The organism is Variovorax sp. RCC_210 (genome assembly GCF_041355175.1).
Taxonomy (GTDB): Bacteria; Pseudomonadota; Gammaproteobacteria; order Burkholderiales; family Burkholderiaceae_C; genus Variovorax.
Genome location: NZ_JBFUPJ010000006.1, coordinates 298,547 through 321,322, shown reverse-complemented (window position 1 = coordinate 321,322; position 22,776 = coordinate 298,547). Strand labels below are relative to the sequence as shown.

General features: G+C 68.9%; 21 protein-coding genes. 13 read left to right on the top strand and 8 right to left on the bottom strand.

Annotated elements, in window-relative coordinates; genetic code table 11:
• Positions 1-155: 155 nt before the first annotated feature.
• Genes AB6807_RS19785 through AB6807_RS19765 form a run of 5 tightly spaced genes read left to right on the top strand, consistent with a single transcriptional unit; the run spans position 156 to position 7,003 of the window.
• Entirely contained in the window at positions 156-1,619 is a 1,464-nt protein-coding gene (locus AB6807_RS19785; RefSeq protein WP_371085878.1) for a nitrate/nitrite transporter, read from the top strand.
• Complete coding sequence (locus AB6807_RS19780; protein WP_371085877.1) at positions 1,616-3,163, top strand: FGGY family carbohydrate kinase; 1,548 nt, start codon at positions 1,616-1,618, stop codon at positions 3,161-3,163. The genes AB6807_RS19785 and AB6807_RS19780 overlap by 4 nt, the downstream gene beginning before the upstream one ends.
• The gene (locus AB6807_RS19775) at positions 3,160-4,836 is read left to right on the top strand and encodes an FAD-dependent oxidoreductase (protein WP_371085876.1); all 1,677 of its coding nucleotides are present in this window, start codon (positions 3,160-3,162) and stop codon (positions 4,834-4,836) included. Before AB6807_RS19780 ends, AB6807_RS19775 begins: the two co-directional genes overlap by 4 nt.
• Positions 4,837-6,393 (top strand): FAD-binding oxidoreductase, encoded by a 1,557-nt coding sequence (locus tag AB6807_RS19770; protein WP_371085875.1) that lies wholly within the window; start codon positions 4,837-4,839, stop codon positions 6,391-6,393.
• A gap of 10 nt (positions 6,394-6,403) precedes the next feature.
• Entirely contained in the window at positions 6,404-7,003 is a 600-nt protein-coding gene (locus tag AB6807_RS19765) for a glycerol-3-phosphate responsive antiterminator (RefSeq protein ID WP_371085873.1), read from the top strand.
• Here the strand turns inward: AB6807_RS19765 and AB6807_RS19760 are convergent, their stop codons facing one another.
• The 3 genes from AB6807_RS19760 to AB6807_RS19750 form a co-directional block, all read right to left on the bottom strand.
• Positions 7,004-7,927 (bottom strand): DUF3014 domain-containing protein, encoded by a 924-nt coding sequence (locus AB6807_RS19760; protein ID WP_116909677.1) that lies wholly within the window; start codon positions 7,925-7,927, stop codon positions 7,004-7,006.
• Positions 7,928-8,046: 119 nt separating this feature from the next.
• Positions 8,047-9,138 (bottom strand): hypothetical protein, encoded by a 1,092-nt coding sequence (locus AB6807_RS19755; protein WP_371085872.1) that lies wholly within the window; start codon positions 9,136-9,138, stop codon positions 8,047-8,049.
• Positions 9,139-9,231: 93 nt separating this feature from the next.
• Complete coding sequence (locus tag AB6807_RS19750; RefSeq protein WP_371085871.1) at positions 9,232-10,347, bottom strand: DUF2855 family protein; 1,116 nt, start codon at positions 10,345-10,347, stop codon at positions 9,232-9,234.
• Between the two features lie 50 nt (positions 10,348-10,397).
• Here AB6807_RS19750 and AB6807_RS19745 point away from each other — a divergent pair, with 50 nt between their 5' ends.
• Positions 10,398-11,039, top strand: a complete 642-nt coding sequence (locus AB6807_RS19745; RefSeq protein WP_371085870.1) for a TetR/AcrR family transcriptional regulator — start codon at positions 10,398-10,400, stop codon at positions 11,037-11,039.
• A gap of 48 nt (positions 11,040-11,087) precedes the next feature.
• Here AB6807_RS19745 and AB6807_RS19740 read toward each other — a convergent pair whose 3' ends face one another.
• Both AB6807_RS19740 and AB6807_RS19735 read right to left on the bottom strand, forming a co-directional pair.
• Positions 11,088-11,762 carry an alpha/beta hydrolase gene (locus AB6807_RS19740; RefSeq protein ID WP_286514843.1) on the bottom strand — a complete coding sequence of 225 codons (675 nt, stop codon included), beginning with the start codon at positions 11,760-11,762 and terminating at the stop codon, positions 11,088-11,090.
• 22 nt (positions 11,763-11,784) lie between these two features.
• Positions 11,785-12,828 (bottom strand): NAD(P)H-dependent flavin oxidoreductase, encoded by a 1,044-nt coding sequence (locus AB6807_RS19735; RefSeq protein ID WP_371085869.1) that lies wholly within the window; start codon positions 12,826-12,828, stop codon positions 11,785-11,787.
• Positions 12,829-12,942: 114 nt separating this feature from the next.
• Between AB6807_RS19735 and AB6807_RS19730 the strand changes: the two genes are divergently transcribed.
• Positions 12,943-13,977 carry a hypothetical protein gene (locus tag AB6807_RS19730; RefSeq protein WP_371085868.1) on the top strand — a complete coding sequence of 345 codons (1,035 nt, stop codon included), beginning with the start codon at positions 12,943-12,945 and terminating at the stop codon, positions 13,975-13,977.
• A gap of 60 nt (positions 13,978-14,037) precedes the next feature.
• Here AB6807_RS19730 and AB6807_RS19725 read toward each other — a convergent pair whose 3' ends face one another.
• A complete protein-coding gene (locus AB6807_RS19725; RefSeq protein WP_286514839.1) occupies positions 14,038-15,339 on the bottom strand; it encodes a UDP-N-acetylglucosamine 1-carboxyvinyltransferase in 1,302 nt (433 codons plus the stop codon).
• Between the two features lie 196 nt (positions 15,340-15,535).
• Here AB6807_RS19725 and AB6807_RS19720 point away from each other — a divergent pair, with 196 nt between their 5' ends.
• The gene (locus AB6807_RS19720) at positions 15,536-16,210 is read left to right on the top strand and encodes a DUF2625 domain-containing protein (RefSeq protein ID WP_371085867.1); all 675 of its coding nucleotides are present in this window, start codon (positions 15,536-15,538) and stop codon (positions 16,208-16,210) included.
• 46 nt (positions 16,211-16,256) lie between these two features.
• Here the strand turns inward: AB6807_RS19720 and AB6807_RS19715 are convergent, their stop codons facing one another.
• Positions 16,257-17,696: an amidohydrolase family protein gene (locus AB6807_RS19715; RefSeq protein ID WP_371085866.1), complete on the bottom strand. Its 1,440-nt coding sequence runs from the start codon at positions 17,694-17,696 to the stop codon at positions 16,257-16,259.
• A gap of 9 nt (positions 17,697-17,705) precedes the next feature.
• On the bottom strand, positions 17,706-18,707 hold the full coding sequence (locus AB6807_RS19710; RefSeq protein WP_116909687.1) for a tripartite tricarboxylate transporter substrate binding protein: 1,002 nt from the start codon (positions 18,705-18,707) through the stop codon (positions 17,706-17,708).
• Positions 18,708-18,883: 176 nt separating this feature from the next.
• Here AB6807_RS19710 and AB6807_RS19705 point away from each other — a divergent pair, with 176 nt between their 5' ends.
• The 5 genes from AB6807_RS19705 (at position 18,884) to AB6807_RS19685 (ending at position 22,774) form a co-directional block, all read left to right on the top strand.
• Positions 18,884-19,789, top strand: coding sequence for a LysR substrate-binding domain-containing protein (locus AB6807_RS19705; RefSeq protein ID WP_371085865.1), 906 nt, complete (start codon positions 18,884-18,886; stop codon positions 19,787-19,789).
• Between the two features lie 51 nt (positions 19,790-19,840).
• Entirely contained in the window at positions 19,841-20,776 is a 936-nt protein-coding gene (locus AB6807_RS19700; protein ID WP_371085864.1) for a helix-turn-helix domain-containing protein, read from the top strand.
• 113 nt (positions 20,777-20,889) lie between these two features.
• A complete protein-coding gene (locus tag AB6807_RS19695; protein ID WP_371085863.1) occupies positions 20,890-21,303 on the top strand; it encodes a GFA family protein in 414 nt (137 codons plus the stop codon).
• Positions 21,304-21,415: 112 nt separating this feature from the next.
• Positions 21,416-21,802, top strand: a complete 387-nt coding sequence (locus AB6807_RS19690; protein WP_371085862.1) for a hypothetical protein — start codon at positions 21,416-21,418, stop codon at positions 21,800-21,802.
• Positions 21,803-22,081: 279 nt separating this feature from the next.
• Complete coding sequence (locus AB6807_RS19685; RefSeq protein ID WP_371085861.1) at positions 22,082-22,774, top strand: hypothetical protein; 693 nt, start codon at positions 22,082-22,084, stop codon at positions 22,772-22,774.
• Positions 22,775-22,776 lie beyond the last annotated feature (2 nt).

Sequence of the window (22,776 nt, the reverse complement as noted above, 5' to 3'; positions counted from 1 at the left end):
GTGGTTAACACCGCCCCGGCCTTCGTTGACTCAACGAAAAGTTCGCACTTAAAATTTGCGTACAGGTTCAGATTTAAAGACCATCTGTGAGATGGCTTTGTCGCGCCTGCATGGTTTGCATCGTCTTCTTGCGGATTATTCCAATGGAGACAACTGTGCAACCCAACGCGATCAAGATCCGCGGCATCGACGATGTCATCGCCTACCTGGATTCACGCCAGGGAATCGTCGGCCGGGCCGCTGTCATCTGGTGGCTCGCACTCGGCGGACTGTTCCTCGACGCCTTTTCCAATTCCGCACTGAGCGCGGGCCTCGGCCCGATGACGCGCAACCTGTCGCTCACCGCCGCGCAGGTCGCGCTGATGACGTCGATGGCCTCGTGGGTCGCCATTGCGTTCAACCCCATCGGCGGCTGGATGGCCGACCGCTGGGGCCGCATTCGCCCGCTCATCCTCGCCAAGCTCCTGGCCGTGATCGGCGCGGTGCTGGTGGTGTTCGCACCCAGCTTCGAAATGATCCTGGTCGGCCGCTTCTTCGTGGGGGCGGCCTACGGCATCGACTTCGCCATCGCGATGGCGGTGCTGGCCGAGTTCACGCCGGCCAAGCTCAAGAGCCGGCTCAACACCTGGCAGGGCATGTGGTACGCAGCGGTGTGCACCAACCTGCTGCTGGCGCTGATGTTCTATTCGTGGGACGTGGGCGACGCGATCTGGCGCTACTCGGTGGCGGCCACGGCGGTGTTCGGTGTGACCATTCTCGTGCTGCAGTTCGCGCTGCTGGTCGAAAGCCCGGTCTGGCTCGCCCGCAAGGAACGCTTCGACGACGCCGCCCGCGCCATGAGCCGCATCTACGGCCAGCGCTTCGTGGCCGCGCCGCTCAGTGAACGACTGCCGGTGCTCAACCAGGCGCGCCGCGGCGCGGCCAACGTGCTGCTGATCTTTCGCGGCGTGTACCTGCAGCGCACCGTGCTCGCGGCCACCGTGCAGATCGGCCAGTCGATCCAGTATTTCGCGGTGTGCTGGTACCTGCCATTGATCAGCGCCACGCTGTTCGGCAAGAACTTCGCGCAGGCCACGCTCGGCGCGCTGGCCTTCAACGTGTTCGGCATCTTCGGTGGCTTTCTCTCGCCGTGGATCGGCCGAAAGCTCGGCCTGCGCCGCGCCTCGGCCTTCGGCTTTGCAATGGTGTTCCTCATGCTGCTCACGCTGGGGCTGTTCCACGGTCGCATGCCGCTGTGGCTGGCGGTGATCGTGCCGTCGCTGTTCATCCTGTTCCATTCGGGCGGGCCGGGCGCCAACGGCAAGAGCCTGTCGTCGCTGTCGTTCCGAAGCGAGTTGCGCGCGGGAGCCAACGGCATCATCGGCGCGCTGGGTTCCATCGGCGCGGCGCTGGGGCTGCTGGTGTTTCCGCTGTTCCGCGAGAAGTACGGGCTGGAGCACACCTTCCTGATCCTGTCGGTGGTGCCGCTCGTTGCCAGCGCGATCTGCTTCGCGATCCGCTGGGACCCGACCCGCACCACCATCAACCCCGACAACGAAGCCGGCGCGCCGCAGTTCGAAGACGACGTGCGCGTGCTCACCGAAACCCTCCAGCCAGCCGTGGGAAAAATGAACCGATGAAGTCCACCACCGAGGACGTGATCCTCTCCATCGACGAAGGCACCTCGGGCACCCGGGCAGCCGTGGTCGGCCGCGACGGGCACGTGTCGTGCCTCGAGTACGCGCCGCTGCAGGTCGACACGCCACGCCCCGGCGTGGTCGAACAGGACGCGAACGCGATCCTGGAAAAGACCCTGGCCGTGTGCCGCACGGCCATCGCGCGCGCCCATGCCGAAAACAAGCGCATCGCCGCGCTCGCCATCGCCACCCAACGCTGCTCGGCCGTGCTGTGGGACACCCGCACTGGCCGCGCGCTCGTGCCGGTCATGGTGTGGCAAGACACGCGCTATGTCGACGAGTTGAACCGGCTTGCGCCGGACTGGGACCGCGTGCTGGTCAGGCAGATGGGCCGCCCGGTGGGCGTGCGTTCGCCCTACCTCTGGGCCACGCACCACCTGCGGGAAACGCCGGCCGTTTCCCGCGCCTTCGACGAAGGCCGCCTGGCCTTCGGCACCATCGACAGCTGGCTGCTGTGGCACCTGTCGGACCAGCGCGCCTGCGTGACGACGCCCACCAACGTCACCTCCGGCAGCGCCTACGTGCTGGCCGAGCACCGCTACCACCTCGAGTGGATCGACGCACTCGGCTTTCCCCGTGCGCTGCTGCCCGCGCTGCGCGAGGACGCCGACCAGTTCGGCCGAACCCGCGCCGACCTGCTGGGCATCGACGTGCCCATCCTGGCCTGCGCGGGCGACCAGCACGCGGGTGCCATCGGCCTGGGCTGCCTCGACCGCGAGCAGGCGATGTGCGTGCACGGCACCGGCAGCTTCGTCGACGTGATCACAGGCCCGGTGCAACCCGCCAATGCCGGCCTGCACGACGGCACGCTCACCATGACCGCACGCCGCGCGCAGGGTGTCTCGCACTTCGCGGTGGAGACCTTCGTTGCCACCACCGGTTCCGCGCTGAACTGGGTCTGCGAGAAGCTGCAGTGGTTCGACGATGCGAAGCAGATCAGCCAGCTCGCGGCCACCGCCGGCACTTCGCGCGACGTCACCTTCATCCCCGCGCTGACCGGCCTGCGCGTGCCAGCGATGGAGCCTGCCGCGCGCGCGTCGCTCACCGGCATTTCGATGGCCACCACGCGCGCCGAAGTGGCACGCGCCGTGCTCGAAGGCATCGCGCATTCGGTGGCCTCGTGCATCCAGTCGAACGAAGAGGTATCGGGCGTGCGCGTGTCCGAACTCGTCGTCGGCGGCGGGCTGTCGAGCAGTTCCACGCTGCTGCAGATCCAGGCCGACCTCACCGGCATGCCCGTGCGCCGCATGGCGGAGACAGACCGTGCCAGCCTGCGCGGCATCGCCTTCCTCGCCGGTTCGTCGGGCCTGCTGTGGAACTCGCTGCAGCAGGCCCGCGCCACGCTGGCCACCGACGCGGTGTTCGAGCCCTCGGTCGACGCGGCCGAACGCCAGGCGCGGCGCGCGCTGTGGCACGCGCGCGTCGAAGCCGAACTCGCGCAGGCGCGCCACTTCAAGAACGTTTCAACAGGAGAGCTCCCACGATGAGGGTCCTGCCATCCCTGCGGCCGTCCAAGGACCGCGCCGCGATGACGACCACCGAGCCGCTGCGGCTGAACCGCCAGGAGCAGCTCGCGCGCCTGGCCGACGAACAGTTCGACATGCTGATCGTCGGCGGCGGCGTCACCGGTGCCTATGCCGCGCTCGACGCCAGCCTGCGCGGCTACCGCGTGGCGCTGGTGGAGAAGGACGACTTCGCCTTCGGCACCTCGTCCAAGTCGTCGAAGATGGTGCACGGCGGGCTGCGCTACATCGAGCAGGGCAACCTCGGCCTGGTGCGCCACTCGCTGCTGGAACGCCAGCGGCTGCGCCGCAACGCGCGGCATCTGGTGCAGCGCCTGCCCTTCCTGTTTCCGGTGATGGAGCGCGAGGGCGTGTTCGACAAGCGCCTGGCCAAGGCCTTCGAGAGCCTGCTGTGGACCTACGACATCGCGGGCGGCTGGCGCGAGGGCATCCTGCACCAGAAGCTGTCCAAGGCCGAGGTGCTGTCGCACTGCCCCACTTTCCGCGAAGAGCACCTGACCGGTGGCTTCATGTATTTCGACGCGCGCGTGGACGACGCGCGGCTCACGCTCAACATCGCGCGCACAGCCGCCTTCCATGGCGCCGCGGTGATCAACCACGCAAAGGCCGTCGAGATCACACGCAACGCCCACGGCAAGGTCGACGGCGCGGTGGTGCAGGCCGACGGCCGTGAGATTCGCGCGCGCGCCGGCGTCGTCGTCATGGCCACCGGCGTGTGGCTGCGTGACTGGGACGGCCGCAAGAAGAACGAGGAAAAAACCTTGAACGTGCGCCCCGCCAAGGGCGTGCACGTGGCCATTCCGTGGCTGAAGATCCGCAACGACTGCACCGTGACCATTCCGGTGCCGGGCCGCAACCGGCGCGCCACCATCACGCGCTGGGGCGACGTCTCGTACCTGGGCACCACCGACGAGGACTACACCGGCAACCTCGACGACGTGTGCTGCACGCGCGACGAACTCGACTTCCTGCTCGACGGCGCGCGCTCGGCACTCAAGACCGACCTGCGCGCCGAAGACGTGGTCGGCAGCATCGCCGGTTGCCGCCCGCTGGTGGCGCCGCCGGGCGGCAAGACGCTGGAAATCAAGCGCAACCACGAGATTCGCACCGCGCCCGACGGGCTCCTGACCATCGTCGGCGGCAAGCTGACCACCTCGCGCCACATGGCCGAGCAGACCATCGACGCCGCGCAGAAAGTTCTGGGGCAGCGCAACGCCTGCAAGACCAAGTCGGCCTTCCTGCTGGGCGCCGCCGGCTACGACGCGCAGGCCATCACCGCCTCGGGCGGCATGGCGGCCCACCTGGGCGAGCGTTACGGCACCGAGGCGCGCTTCGTCACCGACATCCTGCACGCCGACCCGGGCCTGCAGAAGCAGATCGTCGAAGGCCTGCCGCACAGCGAGGCCGAGATCGTCTATGCGGTGCGCCATGAACTCGCCTGCACCGTCGACGACGTGCTGTCGCGGCGCATCCGCGCGCGCCTCATGGCGCGCGACGCCTCGGGCCGCGCCGCGGCACGCGTGGGCGAAATCCTCCAGGCCGAGCTCGGCCTGTCCCCCTCGGAAACGGCGCGGCAGGTCAGCACCTACCGCGCTGCCATCGAGCATGAAAAATCCATCCTTATGGGAGTGAAGTAGATGATCAGCAAAGACGCCATCCAGCGCGGCTACAACCGCCGCAACTACGTCGTGGGCGCGCACACGCCGCCGGCCTATGCCAAGACCCTTCCGTCCACCGCCACCGACGGCCCGGCGGGCCTGCAACGCGCACCCGTGGCGGTTGCGCCCGCGCTCATCGAGGCGCTGCGCAGGGCGGCCGACGAGGTGCTGACCGCCACCGCCGACGTCGTGGCATGGACGCGCGACTGGTGGGCAGGCTCGATGGTCAGCGAAACCGGCGGCAAGCCCGCCACGCCGCAGGCCGTGATCGTGCGCGCCTCGACCATCGAACAGATCCAGGCCGTGATGCGCATCGCGCATACCGCGTCGGTTCCCGTGACGGTGTCGGCCGGGCGCAGCAACGTGACCGGCGCCGCGCTGCCGGTGCGCGGCGGCATCGTGCTGGACGTGTGCGAACTCAACCGCTTCATCGGCTTCGACGCCGACAGCCAGATCGTCGAGGTGGAGGCCGGCATGTTCGGCGACGTGTTCGAGGAAACCATCCAGCGCGACCACCGGATGACCATGGGCCACTGGCCCTCGTCCTTCGGCATCAGCACCGTGGGCGGCTGGGTCGCCTGCCGCGGCGCGGGGCAACTGTCGACGCGCTACGGAAAGATCGAGGACATGGTGTTCGGCATGGACGTGGTGCTGGCCGACGGCAGCCTGGTGAGCGTGGGCGGCTACTCGCGCGCGGCGGTGGGCTCCGACCTTCAGCAGCTGTTCATCGGCTCCGAAGGCACGCTCGGCGTGATCGTGCGTGTGCGGCTCAAGCTGCACCGCCTGCCGGACTACGGCCACGCCATTGCCTATGGCTTCGACAGCTTCGCCACCGGCCTGCAGGCCTGCCGCGAGATCATGCAGCGCGGCGCCAACCCGGCGGCGCTGCGGCTGTACGACGCGCTCGAAAGCAAGGTGCAGTTCGAGCTGGCCGACACGCACGTGCTGCTGATTGCCGACGAGGGCGCGCCCGAGATGGTCGATGCCGTCATGGCCATCAGCGAGCGCGTATGCAAGGAGCTGGGCCGCGCGCTCGACGGCCCGGCGATCTTCGAACGCTGGCTCGACACGCGTTACCTCACAGGCAAGAGCGCCGAGGGCTTCAAGCGCAGCCCCGGCTTCGTGGCCGACACGCTCGAGATGAGCGGGCGCTGGAGCGACCTGCCCGCCATCTACGACGAGGTGGTGGCGGCCATCAACGCGGTGCCCGGCACGCTGGCCGGCTCGGCCCACCAGTCGCATGCCTACGTGGACGGCGCCTGCCTGTACTTCTCGCTGCGCGGCGAGGTCGAGGTGGCCGATCGCGCGCGCTGGTACCGCGCCGCCTGGGACGCGGCCAACGCGGTGCTGGTGCGCCACAATGCCGCGCTGAGCCATCACCATGGCGTGGGACTGCTGCGTGCGCCCTACATGGCCGATTCGCTGGGCGGCGCGTTTGCGGTGCTGCAGGCCGTGAAGCGCACGCTGGACCCGAAGAACATCCTGAACCCGGGCAAGCTCGGCCTCACCGACGAGCTGCCCACCCAAGCAGACTGAGTTTCAACGAATGGACCGCTCCCTCGGCGCGCGCCTTGCGCGGCACCCGATCATCGCGACGCTCTACGGGGCAGAGCAGATCGACGCCTTCATCGACAGCGCGAGCGAGATCGCCATCGTCGCGAACGTGGAGCTGCGCAAGCTTCAAGCCGTGGTGGGCACCATCACGCGGGCGGACAAGATCGTGATCGTCAACATCGACAGTTGCGAGGGCATCTCGCCGGACAAGGGCGGTGTCGAGTATCTGGCGGAGATCGGCGCGACCAGCCTGGTGTCCACCCGCGTGGCCACCATCCAGCGCGCCAACCGGGCCGGCCTGCTGACCATGCAGAAGGTGTTCGTGACCGACCGCTCGACCTGGCCGCGCAGCGTGAAGGCGGTGGAGCAGAGCGACCCGAACCTGGTTCAGCTGATGCCCGCGCCCATGCTGCCGCACATCGCCATCAAGGAGCGCAATGCGCTGCCGCCCATCGTCGCCTCGGGCTTCGTGAGCACGCACAACGACGTGCGCAGCGCGCTGGCCGCCGGCGCGGTGGCGGTGTCGACCAGCGACACCGCGATGTGGAGCGTCGACATCCAGTCGCTGAAGGCGACTGACCAGGGCAACTGATCAGGGCTGCTTCTTCTTCCCCGCGCTCGCCACCTCTCCCGTGGCGATCTGCTGGCGCAGCCCGCGCAGGCTCGCCTTCACCTTGCGCTCGTTCTCCAGCCCCATGCGCACCATGATCTTCTGGCCGGAGGACATCGACTCCAGCTGCGGGTCGACGTACTCGTAGCGCACCCACGGGCGCTGCGAGGGCACGTCGCCCTTCACCTCGACCAGCCGCACCTGCACCGGCCCCGTGGGCTCGGGCGCCTGCAGCAGATGGTCGATCACGGCGATGAGCCGGTCGTTGAAGTAGCGCCCCGGGTAGCCCAGCTCTTCGTACGACTGCTGGAACAGCGGATACAGCCTGGCGTACACGGCCGCGGCCTTGGCCGGGTCGACCGACTGGGCCAGCAGCACGATGGCGTTGTAGCGCGCGGCGTTGTTCGCCGAGATGGCCTGCGCCTCGCCCTGCCCCTCGGTGATGAAGCGCTGGCCCGTGGGCTGCACCGGCCATGCGTTGGCCGGCGCCTGCTCGCGCGCGAGGTTGTCGACCGTGGTCACGAAGCGATGCACGATGCCGTCGGAGCGCAGGAAGGTCTCCGCGTTCTTGGCGCCCAGCAGCTCGGCCAGCGCCTTCATCACGCGCGAATCGGACTCGGCCAGCTTGGGCAGCGCGGCATCGGGCGGCGCGAGCGCGTCGACCGGGTTCTGCGGCCCCGTGGGCGCCGCGGCAACGGGCGGCGGCGGGGCCGGCGCGTCGTTGGGGGCCTCGGCCACGGGCGTGGGCTCGGCGGGTTGTTGCTGTTGCTGCTGGTACCAGCGCCAGCCGAAGAACGCGGCGGCGAGCAGCACCAGCACGGCGACGACGATGGCGCCGGTGGGTGTCTCGCGGCGGGGCCTGAATTCGGGGCGGTCGCGGGTGTCGCGAATGTCGCTGTCGGACATGGGGTCGGTTCCTTTTGCGAGAACTTTCAGGGGAGGCGAAAGGCGATGGTGCACCAATTCGGGTAACACCCGGGGCCTGCCGTCGTAACGCCCTGTGACGCATCCGACCGTGCGTAAGTTCAGTCGCTCGATGACACGGCGACGCCCGCTGGCGGCGGGGGCCTGTTCTTCGCTTCGTCTAGTTCGCAGGCCAAGCGTGGAATCGAGTGGGCGCCGACAACGTTCCAAAAGGTCTTGACGTTGTAGAAGAGTGCATACCGCACGCTGCGGATCTTCGGTTCGTCGGCGGCCGGTGGCACGAAGAAGTTGGTGATGGAGCGTACGAACGCGAGCGCTTCTCCGCGCTCGTAGATGCGGTCGATCTCCAGCCGCTTGGCATTGGGTGCGCGCACCGCTTCGTCCACGCTGTAGTACCCGGTCACTGGCGACGGGTCGAATGCGTACACGCGCTCAACGCGTGGCACATCTGGATCAGCGGGCAACGCATATGCGAACTGCTGAGCAAGGCCTCCGCCCAGTGAATGTCCGGTCGCATACAGCCGCAGCCCGCCGCCGCTTCTCAAATATTCGTGGCTCGGTTCGCTTGCGCGGGCCTTGTACCTGGCGACAAATGCCTTGACGAACTCTTTCTGAATCATCGTGTACTCGTCCTCTCTTTCGGGCAAGAACCAGCGAATGTTCGACAACCAGTCGGAAGCATTGGTGAATACAGTCCCCCCGAATGCGACCGCCATGCGACGCGTGGCCACATGCTCCCAGACCTCGACGCGAAGATGCGCCTTGCGCAGTCGTTCGGCCAGCCCGTCATCCATAGGACCCGGAAAGTCTTCCCACCGGTGCCAATCGGCATCCTTGAGCACATCGTCGGGTTTGGGGCAGTCCCGCTCCGCTTTCAAGCTCTGCACACCGGCCGAGCCGGACTCCACACGCGGTAGCTCGGGCACGGTTCCGGTGGCTTCGATGTAGTGAGCGTTGTAGGCCCGAGTGCTCAACCACGCGAACTCCCAATGCTTCTTTGCCTCCACAACCACGTCGACAGAATGACCGAGCACGCGCTCACCCGGCTCGCGCGACAACGCCGTGTCTTGTGGTTGCGTCAGGCTGACGCAGCCTTGCATCAGAGTCAACACCAGCGCACCGCAGCAGGCGCCGAACGCACGTTGTGCAAAGCGAGGAAGCCGCAGGCTCCCGCCTGATTTCTTTGAGGGCATCAGAACCTCCAGAGGGTTGCCGCAAAACCGAGTGCGCGCAGGCTATCGCTTCGCGTGGATGCCCTCATCCCTCTTTCATGGGAGGCGCAGCAATCAATCCCCGATCCGCACCACATGCGCCAGCCGCGGATCCACCTTGCCTGCATGCAGGTCCGCGATCACCGCCTGCGCATGCGCGAAGCCTTCGCCCTGCGCCAGCGCCATCCAGCGGTTGCCGGGCGCGGCGAGCTCCGCGATGAACTTGCCTTGCGCCTCGTTGAAGCGGCGGTTCACCTCCTGCGGGCCCCAGTCGGCGTTGCGCTTGCGGATCTGCACGGGCGCGAAGTACAGCTGCGGCGTGGGGCCGGGCAACGCGCTGGTGTCGCCCAGGAACTCGGTCTTCTGCGCGGAGCCCGCATAGCAGTCGTACACCAGCGCGTCGCCGAAGTGGTGGTGAAGGGTGGCGCGCAGCGCATCGTTGCCCGAGAAGTCGACGTACAGCGTGGGCACATCGGCGGGCAGCGTCGCCGCTTCTTCGTACGCCAGTGTGCGGTCGTAGCAACCCAGGCCTTCGACGAAGGCGCGGTTACCGCCGGACGTGAGCGCCACCAGCGCCAGCCCCTCGCGCCGGCCCAGGCAGAAGGCGGTGCCGAACGCGGTCTTGCTCGATGCGCTGGACACCACGATCTGCTTGGCGCCGAAGAAGCCGTTGTCCTCCAGGAAGTCGGCCAGCATGAACGAGGTGATGAACAGCGGGCGCACCAGCATCTGGTAGTCCTCCAGCGCGGCGGCGTAGCCCGCGTCCTGGCTGCAGCGCATGTACTGGTTGTAGGCCGACACCAGTTCGCCGCGGTGCGGCGCGCCGTCGTAGAAGCCGCGCGGGGTCACGCGCACGGGCTGCATGCGCAGGTGGCTCGCGATGGGAAAGTAGCCGTAGAAGCGCTCCCCCACGGCCACGCCTTCCACGTTGGAGGCCGCCACGTCGGCGAAGCCCCAGGCCGGCATGTGGCCCCAGTCGGCATCGCCGGTCGGGAAGAACTGCCAGTACTTCATGACGGCGTCGCCGAAGGCCGCGTAGGTGATGTTGTTGGTGGTCAGCGAGAAGCGGCCGATCTTCAGCAGCACCTCGCCGGGCTGCAGCGCGCCGTCGTCCGGCGTGGTCACGACACGGGTGGTGCCGAGGGCGTTCTTGCGCGTCTGCAGGCGCGTTAAAGTGAATGCGTTGTTCATTCGCAAACTGTATGGCGACCCGCTTCGCGGCGGGTTCGGAAAACCCGCCGATGCCGGACACCCCCCGCTCCAAGCCCCTGAAACGCCCTACGCAGGCACGCGGCAAGTTCACCGTGCAGGCGATCTACGACGCCTTTGTTCGGATTTGGAACGCGCACGGCTGGCAAGGCGTGACCACGCGCGCCGTGGCGCTGGAAACCGGCATTGCGGTGGGCACGCTGTACGACTACTTTCCCGACAAGGAGGCGCTGCTGTCGGGCTACGTGCGCCATTGCATCGAGGCGCTGCTCGCGCGCATCGATGCGGAGGTGGTCGCGCCGTCGGGCCTTGCATGGCGCGAGCGCGTGACGCGGCTGGTGCGCATCACCTGCGACACGCAACTCGACGGCCTGCCCGCGTTCGACCACGAGATGCTGATGCTCGAGCACCGCGTGGCGGAGCCCAAGCATCACCGCCGCGTGTACGACGAACTCGCCGCGCGATGGGTGCAGGCCTTCGCGGCCTGCACCGACCTGCGGCCGCAGCCGTCGAGCGCGACGGTGCACGCGCTGCTGACGGCCGCGTGGGGCGGGCGCCGCTACCGGCTGCTGGTGCAGCCCGAAGCTGGAACGGGAACGGGAATGGGCAACGAAGACTGGGTCGGCGAGATGGAGGCGATGACGATGGCGCGGCTGGGCGCCGGCATGCGCTGACTGCCCGCTTCAACCGCCCCCTTCAACCGCCCGTTTCAACCGTTCGCCTCAAGCGCCCGTCGGCGCGCTGAGCGACTGCAGCCAGGCCACCGTGGCCTGCAGCTCGGCCGGGCGCAGCTCGTGCGCACCCGGAAAATCCGCGCCCGACAACGCCAGCGGCAGCGTGCGCGCCAGGTCGCGCGTGACCTGCGCGGCGCTGGGCGGGATCACGTTGTCGGCGCTGCCGTGGCTCACCCACAGCGCCTTGCCCTCGAAGGCCTCGGCCGGCGCCACGTGCGGCACCACCTGCGACAGCAGCCGGCTGTGCCACACCATCGCGGCGCGCACCGTGTCGGGCTTGGTCAGCAGCAGCGACAGCGCCATGATGCCGCCCTGGCTGAAGCCGCCGACCACCACACGCTCCGGCGGAATGCCCAGCTGCTGCGCGGCCGAGGCGAGCATCTCGCCGACCAGGAAGCGGCTTTCGCGCTCCTGCTCTTCGTCGATGTGGCGCTCGCCGTTGGCCAGCACCTGGAACTCGAACCACGCGTACGAGTCCGGCGACAGCACGTAGGGCGCGCGCAGGCTCAGCACGTGGAACTGCGGCGGCAGCATGCGCGCCAGGCCGAACAGGTCCTGCTCGTTGCTGCCGACGCCGTGCATCAGCACCAGCAGCCAGGGCTCGCGCACCGAAGGTTGCGCGGGGTGTTCAAGGAACTTGAGGGGGAGGTGGAGTTGGGTCATGGTTCGGTTGCTCGCACGTCGCTCAACGAAAGCCCTGGGCGAGTGCGCGTGTGATGTCCGCGGAAGAAGCCTCGCGGCAGCCGGTGGCGTTCTGCCCCGACCATAGCGGAGAAAAGTCGCCGCTGCCCTGGGCCTCGGCCTTGGCGCGCAAGGGCGCGATGGCCGAGGTGGCCAGCGGAAACTCAGGCGCCGCCGCGCCGATGGGGCCCAGCTCGCGCATCACGCGGTTGACGATGCCGCGCGCCGGGCGGCCGGTGAAGAGATTCGTCAGCGCCGTGTGGCGCGCGGCCTCGCTCTGGAGCGCGGCGCGGTGCAGCGCGCTGGTGGTGGCCTCGTTCGCCAGCATGTAGGCGGTGCCCACCTGCACACCCGCCGCGCCCAGCGCCATGGCCGCGGCCACGCCGTCGGCATCGGCAATGCCGCCGGCCGCAATCACCGGCACCTTCAGCGCGCGCACCAGCTGCGGCAGCAGCGCGAAGGTGCCGAGCTGCTTGGTGAGGTCGTGCGACAGGAAGTGGCCGCGGTGGCCGCCCGCCTCGAGCCCCTGCGCGATGACGGCGTCGGCGCCGTGCGCCTCGAGCCACAGCGCTTCTTGCACCGTGGTGGCCGAGGCCAGCACCCTCGCGCCCCAGCCGCGCACCTGCGCCAGCAGCGCCTCGGGCGGCAACCCGAAATGAAAGCTCACCACCGGCGGGCGGAACTCGGCCAGCAGGTCGGCCATGTCGGCGCTGAAGGGGTTGCGGCCCGGGCCGGCCGGAATGCTGGCCGCGTCGATGCCGAACTCGGCGTAGTACGGCGCCAGCGCCGAGCGCCACGTGGCCTCGCGCTCGGGGCTCGCGGCCGGCGGGGTGTGGCAGAAGAAATTGACGTTGTAGGGCTTGCCGGTGCCCGCGCGGATGGCGGCCAGCTCGTTGCGCAGCATCTCGGGGCTCAGCATGGCGCAGGGCAGCGAGCCCAGCGCGCCGGCGTTGCTCACCGCGACCACCATCGCGCTGCCTTGCACGCCGGCCATCGGCGCCTGGATGAGGGGAAGTTCGGTGCCCAGAAGTTGTTGCAGCGTGGCCATCGTGAAAGTGCTCCTTGTCGTGCGGGTCGTCGGAATGCCGGGCATTGTCCCGCCAAGGCGGAGGTCACCGCAGCGACAGGGTCATCGCCATTCGGCTTCGGCAGAATGGCGGCCATGCCCAGCCCCACCACGACCCCTGCGACCTCGCGCCCGTCCGTTCTTTCGAAGCCGCTGCAGCGCACCGGCGCGGTCGCCGTCGCCACCGCCGCCCTGCTCGCGCTCGGCGGCTGCCCGCAGAAGGAAGCGGCCGTCGGCACAGCTGCCGCGCCCGCTGCAACGACCACGGCAACACCCGCGGCAGCCCCTGCGCCAGCAGCAACGGCAGCGGCATCCGCGGCGCCGGCCACCGCAGCGACCTCGCTCAAGCGCGCCGAACTCATGGCGCTGGTGTTCCCCGATTCGCAAGGCCCCAACGCCAAGCCGGGCCAGCCCGACATCGTCTCGCTGCCCGAGACCGGCAACGACGGCAAGACCGTGCCCGACAGCGCGGCCGAGCAGAACGCCCGCGTGTCGCCGCGCGAGGTCGTCAAGCTCGACGACACGCACGCCGTGATGCTGACCGAGACCGTGCCGCTCGACGACCAGGGCCAGCCCATGGACGGCCACGTGAGCGGCGCGTGGCTGGGTGCTTACTTCTTCGAGCAGGGCCCCGAGGGCTGGAAGCTGGCGAGCCGCAACGACGCAGTCGACTACCTCGGCTTCATGGGCAACCTGGGCACCACCAAGGTGGAACGCATCGCGCCGCAGCGCTTCGGCCTGACCATCACCAACGGCAGCTGCTGGCAGGGCTACTGCGGGCAGTGGCTGTCGGTGTACGGGCTGGAGGCGGGCGCGGTGCGCACGCTGATCCCGTCCATCGCGCTGTCGGCCACCAACGAAGGCGCCGACGAGGCCTGCGAGAAGGTGCTGAAGTCGCAGAAGCCCGAGGAGCCGCCGCGCGGCGAGTGCTACGACATCGGCGGCACGCCGGCCTTCGCGCCCGGTGCCGACGACACCACGCCGGGCGAGCTGCGCATCGTGTTCAAGGGCGAGCGCACCAGCGGGGCCAAGGCCCGGCGCGTGGACACGGTGGACACCACGCTGGTCTACGCCTGGCGCAACGGCGCCTACGTGCTGACCGAAGGCAAGAACCCCGTGCCGTCGTTCTGACGGCCGAAGGCCCGCTCCCTCACCAGCGAACCAGCTAGCGAGTGCAGGCCGCGCGCGTCGTCATTCCTCGCTGGTCCACTCCACCTGCACGCCCAGGCTGCGCAGGTTTTCCACGAAGCGCGGATGCGCGCGGCGGATGGGCGCGGCATTGCGGATCTCCGACTTGCCCTCGATGCTCGCCGCCACCATGAACAGCGCGATCGCCACGCGAATGATGTAGGGGCTCTCGACCACCGCGGGCGTCAGCGGGTTGCCGCCGAAGGTGATGAGGCGGTGCGGGTCCGACGAGAACACGTGCGCGCCGAATTTCGAAAGCTCGCCGGTCCAGCCCAGCGCGCCGTCGTACACCTTGTTCCAGAACATCGCGTTGCCCTGCGCGCGCACGCCCAGCGCAATGAAGATCGGCAGCAGGTCGACCGGAAAGTAAGGCCACGGCGCCGCCTCGACCTTGGTCAGCACGTTGCTCGTGAACGGCGTCTGCACCTTCAGCGGGCCGCTGCGGATGGCGCGCGACCAGCCGTCTTCATGCACGATCTGCACGCCGAACTTCGCGAAGGTGCGGTCCAGCAGCGGAAAGTTCTCGGGGGCGCTGTTGCGCACGACCACGTCGCCGCCGGTGATGGCGCCCAGCGCCAGGAAGGTGGTGATCTCGTGGAAGTCTTCGTCGAAGCGAAACTCGCCGCCCGTGAGCGTGCCGCCGCCATGCACCGTGAGCCGCGAGGTGCCCATGCCCTCGATGCGCACGCCGATCATGGCCATGAAGCGGCAGAACTCCTGCACATGCGGCTCCGAGGCGGCATTGGTCAGCGTCGATGTACCGCCCGCCGCCGCCGCGCACAGCACGAAGTTCTCGGTGGTGGTGACCGAGGCGTAGTCCAGCCAGTGGTCCGTTGGCGTGAGCCGGCCCTTGCTGTGCACCAGCAGCGAGCCCTCGGTGCGCTCCACCTCGCCGCCGAAGCGCTGGAACACCTCCACGTGCGGGTCGATTTCGCGCACGCCCAGCGTGCAGCCCTTCACGTTGTCTTCCAGCCGCGCCACGCCGAAGCGCGCGAGCAGCGGCGGCACCAGCATGATCGACGAGCGCATCTCCTCCGGCAGCCGGTGGCGCGCGGCGTCGAAGCTGGTCTCGCGGTGGTGCAGTTCGAGCGTGCCGCTCTCGTGGTCCATGTGCACCTCGCTGCCCAGGGTGCGGAAGATGTCCAGGATCTTGCGCACGTCGGTGATGTCGGGCACGCCGAGCAGTCGCAAGGGCTCCCAGGTCAGTAGCGTTGCGCAGAGCACCGGGAGCACGGCGTTCTTGTTGGCGGAGGGAATGACGCGGCCACGCAGCGGCGTACCGCCGTGCACGATGAGGTTGGACATGAAGAAAGCGGGGGACCGAGAGGCGGTGGTGAAAGGGTCGCGGACAATCCGAAACCGGAGACCGGCACTTTACCGTCTGAAAGCAGCATGTACGGCGCTGAAGTTGTAAGAACTTCAAATTGAAAGTCGCCGAATTAACAATTCTTTCGCGTTACATCGCGACGATTTCCTCGAACCAACTTCTTAGCAACCTCTTATGCGCACGCTTGACGAACTGATCGACACCGAAGACGCCGCCCTGCCGCTGCTACAGGAATGGGCCGCGGCCGCCAACGCCGACTCCAGTCCCAACCACCCCTTCGAGATCCTGGCGCCCGCCGAAGCCGATCGCGCTCGCGTGCTGCTCGCGCTGCAGGTGACCACGCGCTCGACCATGGGCGCGGTCGCCTACGACACCGGCGGCCTGCTCATCGACCACGGCTGGCTGCGCGTGCTCGGCTCGGGGCATGCCCGGCTGCCGCGCAACATCGCCGACTGGAACGCACAACAGTCGACCAGCGCGGCCGGCTTCCTTCTGGTGGCGGACGACGTGCTGGGCGGCTTCTTCGCGCTGAACGGCGGCGGGCTGGGCAACGACGCCGGTGCGGTGTACTACTGGGCGCCCGAGACGCTCGCGTGGGAGTCGCTCGACATCGGCTACAGCGACTTTCTCGAATGGGCCTCGACCGACCGGCTGCAGGTGTTCTACGGCAGCGCGCGCTGGAGCGGCTGGGAGGCGGACGTACAGGCCCTGCGCGCGGACCAGTGCTTCAACTTCTATCCCTTTCTCTGGGCGAAGGAAGGCTCGGTGCACATCAGCTCCCGCAAGGCCGTGAGCGTTGCGGAGCAGTACGCGGTCAATGCCGAGCTGGCGGCCAAGGTGGTCGGGTAGGCCAGACGCGCCAGACGCGCCGCGAGCCGGTCAGCCGCTCAGTCGATCAGTCCGCCCGCCCGTGCCGCAGCACGCGACCGGCGTGCACATCCAGGCTGCGGCCGTCCCTGCAAGCCAGGCGGCCGTTGACGAACACCGCGTCGATGCCCGCGCTCACCTCGGTCGGGTGGGCGAAGGTGGCGCGGTCGGCCACGCGCTGCGCGTCGAACACCACCACGTCCGCATGGTGGCCCGGCGCCAGCACGCCCCGGCCCCGCAGCCCAAAGCGCCGCGCGCTCAAGCCGGTCATCTTGTGGACCGCCGTCTCCAGGGAAAACAGCCGGCGCTCGCGCACATAGTGCCCCAGCACCCTCGGGAAGGTGCCCCACAGGCGCGGGTGCGGGCTCACGTCGTGCGCGAGGCCGTCGGAACCCACCATGGCCATCGGGTGGGCCAGGATGCGGCTCACGTCGGCTTCGCTCATCGCGAAATAGATGGCGCCCGCGGGCTGCAGGTCTTGCGCCAGTTGCTCCGGCGTGACGCCGCGCTCGCGCGCCAGCGCGAACAGCGACTGCCCGGCGGCGCTGGCATCGGCCTTCGACCAGGTCACGCGCACGTCGTCGGACTGCGCCACGCGCCCAGGCAGCAGCATGGTGGAAGAGGCGTTGTAGGGGTAGCAGTCGAAGCACACCGGCTGGCCCTCGGCGGCCTGCTCGATCATCGCCAGCGTCTGCACCGAGCGGCCATGGTTCGCCTTGCCGACCAGCTTGTGGTGCGACAGCACCGTGTCCACGCCCAGCGTGCGCCCGATCAGCAGCGCCTCGCGCAGCGCCTCGTCGATGGCATCGCTCTCGTCGCGAATGTGCATGGTGATGACGCCACCGGCGCCCGTCAGCGGCGCGCCGACCGCGACCACCTCCTGCATGCTCGCAGCCCTGGCCGGCGGGTAATACAGCCCGGTCGACATGCCGATGGCACCTGCCGCCAGCGCGTCGGCCAGGTCGCCGGCCATGCGCTGCGCTTCGTGCGACGTGGCCTCGCGGTCCAGCCGGTCCATGTGGCGCACGCGCAAGGTCGAGTGGCCGACGAGGCATGCAGCGTTCACTGCGGGGCCCGAGGCTTCCAGCTCGTCCAGGTAGTCGCCGAAGCGCGCAAAGCGCCAGGCGTCCGTGCCCAGCAGGTCCAGCGGCGCGGGCGGCGAGGTGGCGGCCTGCAGCGGCGCCAGGCTGACGCCGCAATTGCCGGTGACCACCGTGGTCACCCCTTGCGACAGCTTGGAATGCGCGCCCACGGGCGTGTCGAGCAGCAGGCGGTCGTCGTGCGTGTGCACGTCGATGAAGCCCGGCGCCACGATGCGCCCGCGCGCGTCGAAGCGCTCACGGGCCGCGAGCGCCGACAGCGCGCCGATGGCGGCAACGCGCCCTTGCGCAATGGCCACGTCCGCGCGCAGGCGTGGCGCCCCCGTGCCGTCGATGACGGTGCCGCCTTCGATGATCAGGTCGAACATGCGCGCCCCTCAGTCCAGCTGCGCGCCGGAGCGCTTCACCACGTCGGCCCACATCGGGGTTTCGCGCGCGACGCGCTCGGTCAGGCGCTCGGGCGGTCCCGTCAAGGTCTCGAAGCCGATGGCCGCGTACCGGTCGCGAATGCCGGGCATCGCCAGGATGGTGTTGATGGCGCCGTTCACCTGCGCCACCACCGCGGCCGGCGTCCTGGCGGGCGCGACGATGCCGCCCCACGCCACCACGTCGTAGCCCGGCACGCCGGCCTCGGCCATGGTCGCGATGTCTGGGAACAACGCGCTGCGGTGGGCACCGGTCACGGCCAGCACCTTGAGCCGCCCGGCCTTGATGTGCGGCGAAATGGAGCTGAGGTTGTCGAACAGCAGGTCGACCTGCCCGCCCATCAGGTCCTGGATGGCCTGCGGGCTGCCGCGGTAGGGCACGTGCGTCATCGAGATGCCGGCCATGCGCTTGAACAGCTCGCCGCTCAGGTGCCCGGTCGTGCCGTTGCCCGCAGACCCCACGCTGAGCGCGCCCGGCTTCGACCGGGCGAGCGCGACAAGCTCCTTCACGCTGTCCACGCCCAGGTCCTTGCGCACCACCAGGGCGTTCTGCACGTAGCCCAGCAGCGCGACGGGCACAAGCTGCGTGTCGGGGTCATAGGGCAGCTTCTTGAACAGCGACTTGTTGATGGCCAGCGTGCCGACGTTGCCGTAGCCCAGGGTGTAGCCGTCGGGTGCGGCATGCACGATGTCGATCATGCCGATGTTGCCGCCCGCGCCCGGCTTGTTGTCCACCACCAGCGGCTGGCCGAGCGAGCGCGCCAGCTCGCCGGTGAGGATGCGGCAGACCGCGTCCGGCGAGCCGCCCGCGGCCGAGGGCACCACCAGGCGAATGGGGCGCTCGGGCCAGCCTGCCGCGCGCGACAGCAGCGGCACGCCGGCGAAGGTGGCAGCGCAGGCGGCGGCACAGCCCAGCTGCAGGACATCGCGTCGCGTGGGAGGGGTGGCGGTCATCGGTACATCCTTTCATCGTTGAAACACCAGGCAGTGGTGTGAGCGGCCGATGGTGCGGTGGCAGCCCGCGGCGGGCAAACCATGTTTGCTGGCCCCTGCATGCGCTTTTCTCATGCATGATTTCAGTGCGCCCGCCAACCCATTGCGGGCTCGTGCACCGAACCTGCTCTTTTCTCATGAACCACCACGTCCGCGCCCCGTCCACCACGTCGCTGCTCTGCATGGAGGCCAGCGCGCGCCTGCGCTCCTTCACGGCCGCCGCGCAGGAGCTGCGCCTCACGCAGGGTGCGGTGAGCCGGCAAATCCAGACACTGGAAGACCGACTCGGCGTCAGGCTCTTCACCCGCCGGCGCGATGCACTGGCCTTGACGGACGCGGGGCGCTACTACCTGGGCGAGGTCGCGCCGCTGCTGCACCGGCTCGAACGCGCCACGGCCAACGTCATGGCGTTCAAGGGGCGGGGCGGCGAGCTGTCGCTGTCGGTCGGCGCGTCGGTGGGCAGCTACTGGCTCATTCCCCGCCTGCCGGGGTTCACGCGCGACCATGGAGAGATCCTTCTCAACCTGGGCACGCGCGTGGGTCCGGTGGACTTTCGGGCCACCGCGGTCGATGCCTCACTGGAATTCGGCGACGGCCAGCGCGCGGGCCTGCACAGCGAGTTCGTGCTGCCGCTGGTGCTGTCGCCCTACGCCGCGCCCGCGTGGATCGCCTCCCATGGCAAGGCCGTCGATGCAGGCACACCCCGCGCATCGCTCATCCACCACCAGACGCTGCCCGACGCATGGGACGAGTGGTTCGCGCTCGAAGGCATCGCCGGCGGCGCCGGGCGCGAGGGGCCGCGCTACGAGATCATGTCGATGGCCCTGAACGCATCCGTCGCCGGCATGGGCGTGGCCCTGCTGCCGCCCTACATGGGCGAGGACATGGTCGCGGCGGGCCGCCTGAAGCGGCTGTCGCGCCGCAAGTGGCGCCACGCCAAGGGCTACTACCTCGTCTACCCGGAAGAGTCGGCGCAGATGCAGTCGCTGCAGGTGTTCCGGGCGTGGCTGCTGGAGCAGGCGCAAGGCAACGGCGTGGCCTAGGCACGGCGGCCACAGCAAGTTCGGTCAGGACACACCGGCCACGGCTGATTCATGATCAGCCGCATGGACAGCCCGCCTTCCCCACGCCCCACCGAACCCGACCTCTTCCTGCCCCTGGTCGCATGGATCGAGGAGCAACTCGACACGCCTCTCACGCTCGAGCTGATCGCGCAACGCGCCGGCCTCTCGGCGTACCACTTCTCGCGCCTCTTCACCGCCCGCATGGGCCGCAGCGTGATGGCGCACGTGCGCGGGCGCCGGCTGGTTCGCGGCGCCCGAAGGCTGGCGACGGAGCCCGAGCTGAAGCTGGTCGAGCTGGCGTTCGACTGCGGCTTCGAATCGCAAGAGGCGTTTTCCCGCGCGTTCAAGCGCGTTTTCGGCGTGTCGCCCGGGCGCTTTCGCGACGGCTTCGCGCTCAACCAGATCACACCCATCGAAGGAGAATTTCCCATGAACGCACCCCGCACGCTCTCCACCGCCGTCACCCGCCTGCCGGAACTGGTCCGGCTCGACGCCTTCAGCGTCGCGGGCCCTTCGCGCCGCTTCGACAACGCCAGCAAATCCGAGATTCCGCAGCTGTGGTCCACGCTGGTCGGCGCTCTGCCGCTGAAGGGCCAGAGCCCGAGCTGGGCGACCTACGGCGTGGTGTGGAGCGTCGACCGCGACAGCGGCAGCTTCCAGTACATGGCGGGTGTGGGGCTGAGCGTGAGCGTGGGCGTGTCCGCGTCCGCGACCGAGCGCGAGCTGCCCAAGGGCTTCACCGTGAAGGAGATTCCGGCGGCGACCTACGTGGTGTTCCGCATCGCCCTGAACGGCTCCGCGCTGCACCCGCAGGTGAAGAGCGCCATGGCGACCATCTGGAGCGAGCTGATTCCCGCCTCGGGCCTGCGCGTGGCCGACAGCCCCGACTTCGAGCTGTACGACGGGAGGTTCGCGCCCGACCAGCCGGGCGCGGTCATCGACTTTCATGTGCCGGTCGAGGTCTGAACCCGCCACCGCAGCGGCCATTCACGACGCACTTGTTACTCCCCGCGCTGGCGCAAGCGCCGGTAGATTGGCCGCCATGCCGACCCGGCAGCGACCTTGAAAGGACCCGCGCGATGAGCCAGACCTACACCGGTGGATGCGCCTGCGGCGCCATCCGCTACGAGATACCGACCGAGCCCCTGTTCCAGAACCACTGCCAGTGCCGCGACTGCCAGCACAAGAGCGGCACCGGCCACGGCTCGTACCTCACGTTCGCGCGCGGCGACGTGAAGCAGACCGGCGAGGCCACGCTGTGGGACATCACCGGCGACAGCGGCAACGTCAAGACCCGCGCCTTCTGCCTGACCTGCGGCTCGCCGGTGTTCATGCGTTTCGCGGCCATGCCCGACGTCTTCACCGTGCATGCCGCGAGCCTGGACGACCCCGGCCTGTTCCAGCCGCAAGTGGTCACCTACGCCGTGCGCGCGCACGCATGGGATGTGCTGGACCCGGCGTTGCCGAAGTTCGACAGGATGCCGCCGATGTGAGCAGACAAGAGTGCGAGAACGGGCCCGCGGCGACCCACCGGTTTCCGTAGAAACGCCCACCGGCCGCTGACATGCGGGCATCACGGCGATAGACTGATTTCACCGAGGTGCGATGGCACCCGATGCCATCGCCATGAGCCGCCGAACCTTCTCCTTGCTGATCCTGTCCATCCTGCTGTGCTGCAACGGCTGGGCGGCGGCAGTGCAAGACGTGCTGCAGGTGCGCGCCGGCCTCTTCAACGTCTTCGATGAAGCCGGGCAGGCGCAGGCCGGCGAAGTCTCGTACTGCGCTCAGGACAACGCCAACGCGGGCACGCATCACAAAAGCGCGGCCGGCGAACTGAACATCGACGACGCTGTCATGGCCGGGGTGCCCGATCTGCGGTGCGCCGAAGTCGCGGCGCCTGCTTTCCACCACGCACGCCGTTGCGCGACCCCGCCTTCCAGATGGCTGGAACGACCGATGCGCCCGCCGTGCCCGGCGGCGCGCTTTACTTAAACCTGTAGACCTGTAGACCTCGACCAACGGCACGGGCTCCGGCCCGCCCGACGCTGCCCACGGTCCCACGGTCTCACGTCGCTCCGTCGTAGCGCACCACGCTCACGCAAGCTCGCCGCCCTTTTCCAGCGCACCGTCCGCACCGCAAGGTCCGCATCCGGAGCGCAGGGCGCCTTGGCCATCGAATGGCCGTTCTCCCCCATTGCAGCGGCAAGCCCGGCCTGGTGCGTCCTTTCGAGTGGCACCGAACGCCCGCGCTTGCCGCCCACAGGAACACACATGAAGCAATCCAGCGATGTCATGTATGCGCGCCTGAAAGATTTCAGGATCGACCCCGAAGCGCTGCGTGCGCATTTCTTCGCCCACGTCCAGCAGATGCCTTCGACGCCGTACCGGGACAACCGGGTCGACTACATCGGCTGGGCCGTGACCAGCCGCGACGGCACGCTGCACGACGGCATTCGCCGCATCAACTCCGGCAGCCCCGGCGGCCCGAACGTGCGCGGCGTGAGCCCCACCGACGCCTGCAGCGGCAGCCTGGCGCACGCCATGGACGCGCTCGCCGGCAGCGGCCTGAAGCCCTACCGGGCGCGCATCATGCAGCTGGAAAGCGAAGGCGCCGAAATGCCGCTGCACACCGATGCGAAAACGGAAACCTGGCGCCTGCACGTTCCCATCGTCACCAACCCGAACTGCTTCTTCGAGTGGCAGCGCGCCGATGGCAGCATCGAGAGCGTGCACCTGCCGGCGGACGGCTCGGCCTGGCTGGTGCGCGTGGACGTGCAACACCGCGCGGTCAACCGCAGCAACGAGCCCTCGCAGCGCGTGCACCTGCTGATGGGCCTGGGCGTCAACCCGGCCTTCGACAGGCTCGCGCCGCCCTGGCTGCCCGTCGTGCGCGAAAGCCCTGTGCGCCGAAGTGAAGAACCCGCCGCGAACCTGGGCCTCTTCGCGCACTCGATGGCGGACTGAGC